This window comes from Reinekea marinisedimentorum (genome assembly GCF_004341165.1).
GTDB lineage: Bacteria > Pseudomonadota > Gammaproteobacteria > Pseudomonadales > Natronospirillaceae > Reinekea > Reinekea marinisedimentorum.
In genome coordinates this window covers 1-12,209 of record NZ_SLZR01000007.1, presented here as the reverse complement: position 1 = coordinate 12,209, position 12,209 = coordinate 1, and the positions used below count along the sequence as shown (strand labels likewise).

General features: G+C 52.8%; 17 protein-coding genes. 9 read left to right on the top strand and 8 right to left on the bottom strand.

The genetic code is table 11. The features are described 5' to 3' along the window. The first annotated feature begins 10 nt into the window (after positions 1-10). Genes ctaD through BCF53_RS09285 form a run of 3 tightly spaced genes read left to right on the top strand, consistent with a single transcriptional unit; the run spans position 11 to position 3,106 of the window. On the top strand, positions 11-1,585 hold the full coding sequence (gene ctaD / locus BCF53_RS09295) for a cytochrome c oxidase subunit I (RefSeq protein ID WP_132701455.1): 1,575 nt from the start codon (positions 11-13) through the stop codon (positions 1,583-1,585). 10 nt (positions 1,586-1,595) lie between these two features. After that, complete coding sequence (locus tag BCF53_RS09290) at positions 1,596-2,180, top strand: cytochrome c oxidase assembly protein (protein WP_132701454.1); 585 nt, start codon at positions 1,596-1,598, stop codon at positions 2,178-2,180. A 17-nt stretch (positions 2,181-2,197) separates the two neighbouring features. Continuing rightward, positions 2,198-3,106: a cytochrome c oxidase subunit 3 gene (locus tag BCF53_RS09285; protein WP_132701453.1), complete on the top strand. Its 909-nt coding sequence runs from the start codon at positions 2,198-2,200 to the stop codon at positions 3,104-3,106. 2 nt (positions 3,107-3,108) lie between these two features. On the opposite strand, the gene BCF53_RS09280 is transcribed toward BCF53_RS09285, so the two are convergent. Continuing rightward, complete coding sequence (locus BCF53_RS09280) at positions 3,109-3,285, bottom strand: DUF2909 family protein (protein ID WP_165901868.1); 177 nt, start codon at positions 3,283-3,285, stop codon at positions 3,109-3,111. On the opposite strand from BCF53_RS09280, the gene BCF53_RS09275 reads away from it, so the two are divergent. The 4 genes from BCF53_RS09275 to cyoE are packed head-to-tail and all read left to right on the top strand — an operon-like array spanning position 3,284 to position 6,543. Next, positions 3,284-4,054 (top strand): SURF1 family protein, encoded by a 771-nt coding sequence (locus BCF53_RS09275; protein ID WP_132701451.1) that lies wholly within the window; start codon positions 3,284-3,286, stop codon positions 4,052-4,054. The genes BCF53_RS09280 and BCF53_RS09275 overlap by 2 nt on opposite strands. Continuing rightward, positions 4,041-4,619: a hypothetical protein gene (locus BCF53_RS09270; RefSeq protein WP_132701450.1), complete on the top strand. Its 579-nt coding sequence runs from the start codon at positions 4,041-4,043 to the stop codon at positions 4,617-4,619. The genes BCF53_RS09275 and BCF53_RS09270 overlap by 14 nt, the downstream gene beginning before the upstream one ends. Before the next feature lie 6 nt (positions 4,620-4,625). Further along, positions 4,626-5,636: a COX15/CtaA family protein gene (locus BCF53_RS09265; RefSeq protein ID WP_132701449.1), complete on the top strand. Its 1,011-nt coding sequence runs from the start codon at positions 4,626-4,628 to the stop codon at positions 5,634-5,636. Further along, entirely contained in the window at positions 5,629-6,543 is a 915-nt protein-coding gene (gene cyoE / locus BCF53_RS09260; RefSeq protein WP_132701448.1) for a heme o synthase, read from the top strand. The genes BCF53_RS09265 and cyoE overlap by 8 nt, the downstream gene beginning before the upstream one ends. Before the next feature lie 83 nt (positions 6,544-6,626). Here the strand turns inward: cyoE and BCF53_RS09255 are convergent, their stop codons facing one another. From BCF53_RS09255 to BCF53_RS09230, 6 genes are all read right to left on the bottom strand, one after another. Further along, on the bottom strand, positions 6,627-7,577 hold the full coding sequence (locus BCF53_RS09255; protein WP_132701447.1) for a sensor domain-containing diguanylate cyclase: 951 nt from the start codon (positions 7,575-7,577) through the stop codon (positions 6,627-6,629). A 193-nt stretch (positions 7,578-7,770) separates the two neighbouring features. Beyond that, positions 7,771-8,661 carry a DMT family transporter gene (locus BCF53_RS09250; RefSeq protein WP_243645807.1) on the bottom strand — a complete coding sequence of 297 codons (891 nt, stop codon included), beginning with the start codon at positions 8,659-8,661 and terminating at the stop codon, positions 7,771-7,773. Positions 8,662-8,810: 149 nt separating this feature from the next. Further along, positions 8,811-9,485 carry a haloacid dehalogenase type II gene (locus BCF53_RS09245; RefSeq protein ID WP_132701446.1) on the bottom strand — a complete coding sequence of 225 codons (675 nt, stop codon included), beginning with the start codon at positions 9,483-9,485 and terminating at the stop codon, positions 8,811-8,813. Positions 9,486-9,578: 93 nt separating this feature from the next. Then, positions 9,579-9,965: an SMU1112c/YaeR family gloxylase I-like metalloprotein gene (gene gloA2, locus BCF53_RS09240; RefSeq protein ID WP_132701445.1), complete on the bottom strand. Its 387-nt coding sequence runs from the start codon at positions 9,963-9,965 to the stop codon at positions 9,579-9,581. Between the two features lie 66 nt (positions 9,966-10,031). Then, positions 10,032-10,433 (bottom strand): GFA family protein, encoded by a 402-nt coding sequence (locus BCF53_RS09235; RefSeq protein WP_132701444.1) that lies wholly within the window; start codon positions 10,431-10,433, stop codon positions 10,032-10,034. Between the two features lie 144 nt (positions 10,434-10,577). Beyond that, positions 10,578-10,823, bottom strand: coding sequence for a hypothetical protein (locus BCF53_RS09230; RefSeq protein ID WP_207902690.1), 246 nt, complete (start codon positions 10,821-10,823; stop codon positions 10,578-10,580). Positions 10,824-11,116: 293 nt separating this feature from the next. On the opposite strand from BCF53_RS09230, the gene BCF53_RS09225 reads away from it, so the two are divergent. Beyond that, positions 11,117-11,392, top strand: a complete 276-nt coding sequence (locus BCF53_RS09225) for a type II toxin-antitoxin system TacA family antitoxin (RefSeq protein ID WP_132701443.1) — start codon at positions 11,117-11,119, stop codon at positions 11,390-11,392. Beyond that, positions 11,389-11,883, top strand: coding sequence for a GNAT family N-acetyltransferase (locus tag BCF53_RS09220; RefSeq protein WP_132701442.1), 495 nt, complete (start codon positions 11,389-11,391; stop codon positions 11,881-11,883). Before BCF53_RS09225 ends, BCF53_RS09220 begins: the two co-directional genes overlap by 4 nt. A 38-nt stretch (positions 11,884-11,921) precedes the next feature. Here the strand turns inward: BCF53_RS09220 and BCF53_RS09215 are convergent. Further along, the coding region (locus BCF53_RS09215) for a YqaA family protein (protein ID WP_132701441.1) at positions 11,922-12,209 on the bottom strand (288 nt) is incomplete at its 5' end.

Sequence of the window (12,209 nt, the reverse complement as noted above, 5' to 3'; positions counted from 1 at the left end):
GAGCGAATGCATGACGACTCTCGACCACGATCATTCCGATCACGGCCCCGCTAAAGGTTTATCGCGCTGGCTGTTTTCGACCAACCACAAAGACATCGGCACACTCTATTTGTGGTTCAGCCTGAGCATGTTCTTCCTGGGCGGGCTGTTTGCCATGGTGATACGGGCCGAGCTGTTTCAGCCCGGCTTGCAACTGGTACAGCCGGAATTCTTCAACCAGATGACCACCATGCACGGCCTGATTATGGTCTTCGGCGCGGTCATGCCGGCGTTCGTCGGTTTGGCCAACTGGATGATCCCGCTGATGATCGGCGCACCGGATATGGCGCTGCCACGCATGAACAACCTGAGCTTCTGGATTCTGCCCTTTGCCTTCGCCATGCTGGTTAGCACGCTGTTTATGGAAGGCGGCGCGCCCGACTTCGGCTGGACCTTCTACGCCCCGCTTTCCACCACTTATGCGCCACCGAGCGTTACCTTCTTCATCTTCGCCGTACACATCATGGGGGCGAGTTCGATCATGGGCGCCATCAACGTGATCGCCACCATTCTGAACATGCGCGCTCCGGGTATGACCTGGATGAAGATGCCGCTGTTTGTCTGGACCTGGCTGATCACCGCCTTCCTGCTGATCGCGGTCATGCCGGTGCTGGCCGGTGTGGTCACCATGATGCTGATGGACATTCACTTCGGCACCTCGTTCTTCAGTGCCGCCGGCGGCGGCTCGCCACTGCTGTTCCAGCACCTGTTCTGGTTCTTCGGCCACCCCGAGGTGTACATCATGATCCTGCCGGCCTTTGGTGTGGTTTCGGCGATCATCCCCGCCTTTGCGCGTAAAAAATTATTCGGCTACCACTCTATGGTGTGGGCCACCGCCTCCATTGCCGTGCTCAGCTTTATTGTTTGGGCGCACCATATGTTTACCGTCGGCATTCCCTTTGCCGGTGAGCTGTTCTTTATGGCCTCGACCATGCTCATTGCCGTCCCCACCGGTGTGAAGGTATTTAACTGGGTGGCAACGATGTTTCATGGCTCTATGACCTTTGAAACGCCAATGCTGTTCGCCATTGCCTTTGTTGTGCTGTTTACCATTGGCGGGTTTTCCGGCCTGATGCTGGCGGTGGCTCCGGCCGATTTTCAGTATCACGATACCTACTTTGTGGTCGCGCACTTCCATTATGTGCTGGTGCCCGGCGCGGTGTTCTCGATTATTGCCGCCACCTACTACTGGCTACCGAAATGGTGTGGCCGCATGTACAACGAAACGCTCGGCAAAACGCACTTCTGGCTCAGCTTTATTGGCGTGAACGTGACCTTCTTTCCGCAGCACTTTATCGGCCTGGCCGGTATGCCCAGGCGCATACCCGATTACGCCGTGCAGTTTGCCGATTTCAATATGGTCTCCAGCATCGGTGCGTTCTTCTTTGGCAGCAGCCAGTTGCTGTTTTTGTTCATCATTATTCACACCATAGTGGCCGGCAAAAAAGCCGAAGCCAAACCGTGGGAAGGTGCCGAAGGTTTAGAGTGGACCGTGCCATCACCGGCGCCGCACCACACCTTTGAAACACCACCGGATGTGAAATAGGTGCCGTAGCATGAGCGCAGAACAAACCCGACAGAAAAACAGAAACGTGGTGCTGTATGGCATCGGCACCGTGGTTTTTATGCTGCTGTTTGTATTTTTTGTGCTGCGGCCCATGTACTACCTGATCTGCGAATGGACCGGCATTACCGGCAGCCAGTTTGAAGCCAGCGAAACCAAAAACCTGGCCATCGATGAAAACCGCGCGGTGAAGGTGCAGTTTTTAGCCATGAACAACGCCACCATGCCGTGGCAGTTTCAGCCGGAACAAAGCCAGCTGACGGTAAAACCCGGCGAGGTAAAACAGGTTTATTTCTACGCCAAAAACAATACCACCAACGATATGGTGGCGCAGGCGGTACCGAGTTTATCGCCCTTTGAAGCGACCAATTATTTTATAAAAACCGAGTGCTTTTGCTTTAACAGCCAGCCGCTGGCGGCGGGCGAATCGGTACGCATGGGGCTGGTGTTTCAGATCGACCCGGACTTACCCGCCTGGGTAAAAACACTCAGCCTTACTTACACCCTGTTTGATATTACTGATAGTGCAGGCGCCACTGCCGCGTCCTTCAACAGGCTTGCACTTCACAACTTATAGATTGCCCGGAGGTTGGTATGTCGGCCACGCAAGAGCATCACACACACCCGCACGAACATTACTTTGTGCCGGCGAAAAGCCGCCTGCCCATCCTAACTGCCTTCGCCATGTTTGTGCTGGTGTTTGGCAGCGCACGCCTGTTTGTGGATATGAGCCAGAATAAAAATTCCATTGGCGAATGGATTCTGCTGGCCGGTTTTTTAATGCTGGCCTGGGTACTGTACGTCTGGTTTGCCCACATCATTAAAGAGAATCAGGCCGGGCTTGCCGGGCCGCAACTGAACCGCTCTTACGTTTGGGGAATGGGCTGGTTTATTTTTTCTGAGGTGATGTTTTTTGCCGCCTTCTTTGGCGCGCTGTTTTATGTGCGCACCTTTGCCGGGCCGTGGATTGGCGGCGAAGGAGCCAAGGGTGCCACCAACATGCTGTACGAAGGTTTTAAGTACAGCTGGCCCATGCTCTCCAACCCCGATAACAGTCAATTTACACCGCCGCAGGGCGTCATTCATGGCATGGGCTTGCCGGCATTAAACACGCTGATACTCATTGCCTCCAGCTTTACCCTGACCATGGCGCATTTCTCCCTGCGGCTGAACGAACGGCCACAGCTGGTACGCTGGATGCTGCTCACCGTTGCACTGGGCATCGTATTTTTAATGTTGCAGATCACCGAATACTACGAGGCCTACAACCACTTAGGGCTCACCCTGGCCAGCGGCATTTACGGCTCCACCTTTTTCATGCTCACCGGCTTTCACGGCGCGCACGTCACCATTGGCACGTTGATGCTGATTGTTCAACTGCTGCGCTGTCAGCAGGGGCATTTTACCGAGCACGATCATTTTGGCTTCGAGGCATCGGCCTGGTACTGGCACTTTGTCGATGTGGTTTGGATTTGTCTGTTCGTGTTTGTGTATCTGCTTTGAAATCAGTAACGCCACGGTGCGGAATTACCCAGCTGCCCGCTATACAAACCAATGGCAATAACAACCGCGATGGCAATGGCCAATGCAATGCGAACCACCAACCAGTGAAAGGTTCGATCCGTTTTTTCATCGCCACGGCGAAACAGATTCACCAGCGCCGCGGCTAACGAAACAAGCATGAGCAACATCAATATGGCGAGTATCAGTTTTAACATTTTCAGGCACCCTTCAAGACCCGAGCAAAAACGCTTTGCGCCCGGCCTGTGGTTATCACTTTTTACCGGCTTCTTTCTGCCGTTGTTTATTGTGCTGGGTTTCTGGCAGCTTAGCAGGGCGGAACAAAAAGCCCAGTGGTTTGCAGAGTTAAACCGCGCGCCGGTTTCATTCAACGAAATGATTTTTAACGAGCAAAGCCTTTATAAAAATACGCTGCTGAGTGCGCAGCCCATGTCAGAAACCGTTTTTTTGCTCGATAACAAAACCCACAACGGCCAGGTTGGTTACGAACACTGGTGCCTGTTCAACACCGGGCGCGGTGTTGTTGCCGGCTCACTGGGCTGGGTGGCGGGCTTTGCCGACCGAAGCCAGTTACCGCAGGTGAATTGTAAGCTGGCGCTGAACAATCAACCGGCCACCCTGCGCACGCCGCCGCAAAACCCGTTGTTCAGTGAACAGGCCAACAGCCTGCACAGCAGCCAAAGCAATATCTGGATCGTGCAGGCACTTTCCAGCGATTGGCTGCAGCCATTTACCGGCGAGCCTGTCGTGGCCTTCGTGCAGCTGAACAACCTGCCGTCTGCAATAAACATTTGGCAGCCAAGCACCATCACCCCGGAAAAACATTTAGCGTACGCCATTCAATGGTTTGCCATGGCCGCTGCGCTCGCCGCCATGTTTATTTTTGCCGGCGTGAAGTTCAGCAAAAGGAGCGGACATGATTCAGACTAACCAGGCCCCGAACTCACTTTTCAGAAAATGGCCGCTGTTTGTCGTGCTGTTTACACCACTGTTGGTTATGGCCTCGGCAACCTGGCTGTATGCCTCCGGCGCTTACCGGCCAAACGAGCAGAGCAACCACGGCACGCTGCTGCAGCCGGTGCTTTCGGCGACCGATTTGACCCTGCCCGAAGTAACGATTTCCGAAAACCGGCAATGGCAGCTGGTGCAGTTTTCACCGCGCTGTGAACAGAACTGCTACGACCGGTTAATTGAGCAACGGCAAATTCACAAGGCCATGGGCAAGCTGGCACCGCGCATTGACCGTGTGCTGATAACGACCAGCCAAACAGAAGTAGACACCGGTGAACTGCCGAACTTAAACATCATTCAGCGCAACCAGCCGGTACTTTCTGCCGCGCTGACAGACCAGGTTCCGGCGGAAGATTTAAACCGTCACCCGGTTTTTGTTATCGACCCGTTCGGTAACCTGGTGATGTATTTTCTGCCGGACCACGACTACCGCGCGCAGATGAGCGACCTTAAAAAACTGCTCAAGCTTTCAACCATTGGGTAACCGCCTATGAACCAGCCTCTTACCGGTTTTAAACTCGCGCTTATCGCCACCCTGCTGGCCGTTGTCGTAGTCACGCTGGGCGCTTACACCCGTCTGGTGGATGCCGGGCTTGGCTGCCCGGATTGGCCAACCTGCTACGGTCACCTGTGGGCACCGCAAACCGCCGAAGAAATACACGCCGCCAACACCGCCTACCCGCACATACCGGTCAATCACGATAAAACCTGGCCGGAAATGGTACACCGCTACGCCGCCAGCACGCTTGGCCTGCTGGCAATTGCGCTGACCGTTATTGCCCTGAAGAACCGCAGCGATGCGCGCACGCCGGTTAAGCTCAGCGTTTTTATATTGGCGCTGGTGATTGTGCAGGGCATCTTTGGCGCGCTCACCGTCACCCTGAAGCTGTTGCCGCAGGTGGTCACCGCACACCTCGCTGGCGGCTTCAGCACCTTTATTCTGCTGGGTTTGCTCACCCTGAAGCTTTCCGGCATTCGCCTGCGCAGGCCAAACATGGGCGAAGCCATAACGCAGTGTCGAAGGCTGGCACCGGTGGCGGTGGCCTGTGTGGTTATTCAGATATTGCTGGGCGGTTGGACAAGCGCGAACTACGCGGCGCTGGCCTGCCCGGACTTTCCCAAATGCCAAACCGCCTGGTGGCCGGAAACCGACTTTAAACAGGGCTTTAACCTGGCTCAGCCGGTTGGGCCGAACTACCTCGGCGGGCTGATGAACGCACCGGAGCGCACCGCCATCCACATGGCACATCGCATTGGCGCGATCACGGTAACCGTTGTGGTGCTAACACTGGCAGTGCTGTTGCTGCGCAGCGGTTTAAGACACTGGGCGCTGTTAATTGCCGCGCTACTGGCGCTGCAGGTTTCGCTGGGCATCAGCAATGTTTTGCTCAGCCTTCCCATATTGATTGCCGTACTGCACAACCTTGGTGGTGCGGTTCTGCTATTTGCACTGGTCGCACTCACCCTGCGGCTGCATTCACGGGAGCTTCATTATGAATAATTCCATCAGTGCTTCAGCCTCAGCACGCCACTGGAAGCTACTTGCCAACGATTTATACGACATGACCAAGCCCAAGGTGGTACTGCTGATGCTGATCACCGCCTGGGTGGGCATGGCGCTGGCACCGCTGGGCGATTTTCCCTGGCTAGAAGCCATCGCCGGCACGCTCGGTATTGCGCTGCTGGCCGCCGCCGGTGCCGCCTTTAATCATGTTGTGGATGAACAGATCGACCAGAAGATGGCGCGCACCCATCAGCGCCCGGTTGCTGCCGGCCGGGTCAGCACACAACTGGGGCTCAGCTTTGCCAGCGCACTGACCGTGCTTGGCTTCGTCATTCTCATGCTGTGGACAAACACCCTCACCGCCCTGCTAACGCTGGCCTCGATGGTCGGTTATGCGCTGGTTTATACCGCCTATCTGAAGCGATCTACGCCGCAGAACATCGTGATTGGTGGCCTGGCCGGGGCGATGCCGCCGCTGCTCGGCTGGACAGCCGTAACCGGCTACATCGGCGGTATGCCACTGTTGCTGGTGCTGATCATCTACACCTGGACGCCACCGCACTTCTGGGCGCTGGCCATCCACCGCAAAGACGATTACGCCCGCGCCAAGGTGCCGATGATGCCGGTCACCCACGGCACCGAACTCACCCGCCACCTGGTGTGGCTGTATTGCTGGCTGCTGTTGCCGGTCTCGCTGCTGCCGGTATGTCTGGGTGAAGCCGGCTATCTGTATGGCATCGCCGCCTTTGTGCTGGGCGTGCAGTTTTTGCATTGGAGCTACCGGCTGAAGTACACCGAAGATAAAACCGCCGCCTGGGGCACCTTTAAGTTTTCGATCAAATACCTGCTGTATTTGTTTGTGGCGCTGCTGGCGGATGGTTTTGTATTAAGACTGATGCTCTGATGCCAGCAAGAATCGATGGCCAGCTTCAAGCACACGTGACTGACGGCCTGGCCTTCGCGGAGACCATCAGCCGTTAAGATCGCTCAGTAATAAGAGCCAAAAACTTTGCAACCATTGCCGTGTTCTTCTTTTACCCGACTCAGAGCTTTATCTGCATTTCTGAACAGCGTGATTTGGTCGGTGCCGTGATCCGGATAAACAGCAATGCCGATACTGGCAGAAACCGTCACCACCTCATCTTCTATCTGGAAGGGTTTAGCGAGTGCCTTGCAGATACTTTTTGCAATGCGTCTTGCCTCGTCCTGCGTTTTTATATCGGTAAGTAACAGTAAAAATTCATCGCCACCGTGCCGGGAGACACTATCCGTACCGCGACGAAGCAGGCTTTTAATGCGCAGCGCGGTTTCCTTTAACAGCTCGTCACCACCATAATGCCCCAGGTTATCGTTAACCGGCTTAAAGTTATCCAGATCCAAAACGAAAATGGCAAAAATGCTCCTGTCTCGCTGAGATTTAGCAATGGCCTGACCAATACGTTCCGTAATTAGCCGGCGGTTTGGCAGGTTGGTGAGGGTGTCGTACAGGGCCAGCCGCTCTAATTCTTTTTCGTGGGCCAGGCGTTCGCTGATATCTTCAATGAGACCTAACACAATCTCTTTTCCGTCGGTATCGACCAGTGCCACCCCGCTGATAGAGATAGGGAACAGTGAGCCATCCTTACAGATATATTCTTTCCGGTTAGGGCTAAACCTGCCTTTCTCTTTAAGGTCGATCAGTTGTTGAAGCTCCTGATCCCTGTATTTTTCCGGCGTGATATCCCAGTAGCTAAAACTGAGGAATTCATCCTCGGTATAACCCGTTGCGTTTAATACCGCTTTATTCACGTTAAGGAATCGCCCTGTTTCAGCATCAACAACCGTCATACCCAACGGAGACGCGTTGAACAGGGTCGAGAATTTCGCTTCAGAACGAAGCAGCATTTCTTCAAAGGCACGGGGGTCTTCAGGGCGGTGACGGTCTGTTTTTATCGTCATGAGTCATTAAGCTCACTCGTTACATTAAAGATGTTCATCGCATTGAAGTGCGACAGCCCACGGGGTTCTTAAACAACGAACACAACAAGCGTTTACGGCGCTTAATCAAAGCCCTCTAAAGCATAGTCGCCGGATTCAGGATACGCGACTCAGAACAGCCTGTGGCGGCCTGTTCACAGGTGCTTTGCCATAATCACCTTGCGGTAACAGTGTTGCCTTTGCGCCACATAATAAAAAGCCCGGAGGTTAATATCAGTGCCGAGCCAACTAGCATATTCAGGCTAATAGCCTCGCCAAATACCAGTACGCCGAGCGCCATGCCAAACAGCAAGCGAACATAGCGGAACGGAGTAACCGCAGAGACCTCTCCGGTTTTCATCGCCTTCATCAAACATGAATACGCCAGCACACCGAACAGGATGCCACAAAGCAGCGCCAGCGATGCCTCCGCATTTGGTAGAACAGGTGGCGTGGCAGCCCAGACAGAATGGATAAGGCCGGCAACCACAATCGACAGGAAGCCATAAAACCCCAACAGGTATGTGCCCACAGTTGCTGGTGCGACCCTGCTCGCAAGATCACGACCGGCAAAGCCGAGCATGCCCACAATGGCGAACAGAGACAGCCAGCTAAAGCCTTCAGCGCCCGGCTGCAGGATAACCATCACGCCAATCAGCCCGACCACAATAGCGACCCACCTGCGCCAGCCCACCCGTTCACCAAACACCACAACCGCGCCGGCCACCACCACCAAAGGGGTGGCCTGCAAAATGACCGTGGTAACCGATAACGGGATGAGCGCAATGGCCAGCACGTAAAACAGGCGGCCGGTAACTTCAAAGCCCATGCGCAGCAGCATCGGCCTGGAGAGAACATCGGGAATATAAAGCGGCCTGCGATGCAGCAGCAGAATCGCCGCATAAATGAGCGCACCACCCAAACCGAAAAGCACCAGCACCTCGCCAATGGGCAGCGTTTTAGTGGTCACCTTCACGAAGGAATCTTCGAGGGCGAAGCCACCCATGGCTGCGATCATCCAAAGGCTGCCGATCAGGTTTTGTTTATGTAATTTGGTGGTGTGCAATGCTGTTCACTCCGGGGTTTATTAATCAGCAGAAAAAAGGCTAAGTCAGGTGCGTTGCTTAGGCTGCCTGCATTCTCAACAGGGTTGTGATACCACCTAACGACGGACCCTAGGTGTCGCGCCATGGGGGATTAATGTGGTTAGTGTACCTATAAATCGGTGGCAATAATCTGCTCGGCTACATCCATCATGGTTGCCTCCGAGATATCCGTTTGTTTGTAGAGCGGGTTATATAGAGCACCGGCGCGATTAATATAAGCCGCTTTCAACCCGGCAGACATTGCACCATGCGTATCCCAATCATGGGTAGCGACCAGCCGCAGCTGAGTGACATCTCGGCCGAGTTTTTCAGCGACATAGTTGTAGGCTTGCGGGTTTGGTTTAAAGGTTTCGGCCTCTTCCACAGAAATGACTTCATCGAAATAATCATTCAGGCCGGCATTGCTGATCTGCTTTGAAACTAAACCCAGCGATGAATTAGAAAAGGCAACGGTTTGAAAGCCCGCTGAGCGTAGCTTTGCCAGCGCCGGTTTGATATCTGCGTGCGCAGGGAGGTTAGCAAAGCCACCAAGAATATCGGCGCTGGTTTCTGCGGATAACGGAACGCCCTGCTTTGCTGCCAATGTTTCCAGTGCAATTTTGGAAAGCGTTGCAAAATCGGTTTTCACCCCGGTGATCATAGAAACCGTAGAGCTGTGAAGTAACATCGCAAACCAGGTATCGGTAAAGCTTTGGCTCCCGAAGGCCGACTCGAACTTTGGCCATAAGGCCGAAAGGTTTAAAACCGTTTCATTAATATCGAACAAAATGACGGTATGTTTCAAAGTAACCTCCTGTGAAAAACTGAAAACGACTCAACGCCGCGAGCGGTATTGTTTAACCGGTACTTTACTAACCGGATTCATGACTCACCGGGTTTATGACTCGTAAAGCTCCAGCGGCAAGCCATCCGGGTCTTGAAAAAAGGTAAACCTCTTGCCGGTTAATTCGTCTGTGCGAATGGCTTCTACCGTTACACCTGCGGCCTGTAAATAGGCCACCATCTCATCGAGCGAACCCACTGAAAAAGCCAGATGGCGCAGCCCCTGAGCTTCAGGGTTACTCACCCTGGGTGGCGGGCAGGGGAACGAAAACAGCTCTATTTGACCGCCATTCGGCAGCGCCAGATCGAGCTTGTAAGAGCCCCGCTGCTGCCGATAAGTTTCAGCAACAATCGGTAAACCGAGAATTTCGGTATAGAACGCCTTAGAGCGGCCGTAATCGGAACAGATAATGGCCACATGATGGAATCCGGTCAGGAACAAAACATACCCCTTGTAATACTTGAGTGAAACACAAATGACGCTGCGCGCAGTGCTCGGGCAAGAACTCTATTCCGGCAAGCACTTATAGGATGGCAGCTGATGCAAGCCTTCATCCCAGTCCGCTTTACTGGCGGTAAAGAGGTGTGCCACCGGAGCCATCGAAACTTGCGTATCCAGGCAGCCAGCCGGCACAACGAGCAGCCCCTTTGCCTGAGTATTTGGCAGTGCAGAACCACACCACTGACAAAAGCTCTTACTGTGCCGGGTACCGGGCAGCGTAAAGCTGGTCACCGCATCGGCACCGGAAAGCCAGGTGAGCTGCGCCGACACAGAAAACAGATTGGCCGCATGCGCCGAGCCAGTATCTTTTTGGCAATGTTTGCAATGACACAGGTAAAAGCTTTCGAACTCGCCGGTTATCTGAAATTTCGCGGTACCGCATAAACAGGAACCAAAGTAATCCGTCATCGATATTCCCTCTTTCAATTACAGGTGGCGCACAGGCCTGCTCAATCAATGAGCATTAAGTACCACATAACTCACAGCAACATAGCGCATAAATTTGCTTAACGTGATTAAGCCCCTTAAACGCTGGCTGTTTATTAAACGACATTACAGCAGCAACCCAATGCCCCGAACATCCGGAATAAATAGCCCAACCAGAAACCAGAGGGTAGAAAGTACCCAAATAACAACCGCATGAAAACGAATTTGCTCCGCACGCCAGCCCCATGCGAACCATTCAACCAGAAAAAAGGATTTCCAACCCTCTAGCCACTTGGCACCGCCCCAGCTAATAATCCACTTCCACCAGAGCGTTGTGGCTGCGTACAAAAATATCCACATTGGTATGTTCACTGTTTATCCTTAAACGACTTAAACGACTTAAACGATAGTAAATATTTAACATAGGCAGCCAAAAGTCTAAAAGACATTTGAGCAAACCCATTAAACACTGTACAAAAATTATTAATAGCGCTTTTAGGCATCGCTCACAATCCATCCCTTTTCACCCGGCTCACAAACTTGGCGCCCTCTATTCTATTAGGGACTGTGTAAAAGCCCTTTCTGTAGCAGCACCAATATTGCTTACTGCACATTTTTTGACCATACTACCCGTGTGACATTTTGACACATTAGGAGAGCGCATAATGGCAACAACCTTACCCCGCATCACCGCCAGGGTAGATGCCGACACACAAGATTTACTGGCTAAAGCGGCTGCCATTAGCGGAGTATCGAGTATTAATTCGTTTGTACTCAGCGCCGCAATTGAAAAGGCGAAGCAAGTGATTGAACGTGAAGAAACTCTTAAACTTAGTCAAGCCGACGCCATACTGTTAATGGAAGCGCTCGACAAGCCGCCTACACCCAATGCAAAACTCAAAGCAGCGGCTAAACGCTACCAGAGCCATGCACATCAATGAAAACAGAGCTGCTGGATAAAACTAAACACGATAGAAGCCAATTTAACTGTGGCGTTGAAGCCCTCAACAATTACCTTAAAGCGATAGCCAGTCAGCAGGCGAAGAAAGACAACACCAGAACTTTTGTTTTGGAGGATGAGAACGATTGCTCGAAAATTATCGGCTTTTATACGCTCACAATGACACCCATCGACCTAAAAGCGCTACCCGATAAACTCCAGAAAAAACATCAATCATCAACCGCTGGTGGCCTCATTGCTCGCTTAGCTGTAGACAGCAGATACAAAGGGAACAGCTTTGGTGAATGGTTACTCATGGATGCACTCCAAAGACTATTAGCAGCCAGTAACAGCGTGGCATTTCCCGTTATTATTGTTGACGCAAAAGACGGCGCAAAGCACTTCTATGAACGCTATGGCTTTCAGGCGTTTCAGAATGCTGAAAATAAACTTTTTATCACCATTGCTGATGTTAGATTGAGTTTCAATTAACCGCCCTGTTTATCAAAAAACCAGAACCTTTGATTCAATCAATGAGCGTTAAGCACCACATAACTCACAGCAACATAGCGCATCAATTTGCCTGCAGTAACCAACAGCAGAAACCAGTGTAGGCGAAGCCGCAGCACACCCGCGATGACCGTTAAAGGGTCACCAATAACCGGCACCCAGGCAAAGCATAGCGAAAACATACCGTACTTAGCAAAGCGTTGCTCGGCTTTAATGAACTCTGCTTCCGACATTCGCAACCACTTCTTTACCAGGGCGGTGCTCGCCCAATAGCCCAGCAGGTAGTTCGTCAGCGAGCCCAGAACGTT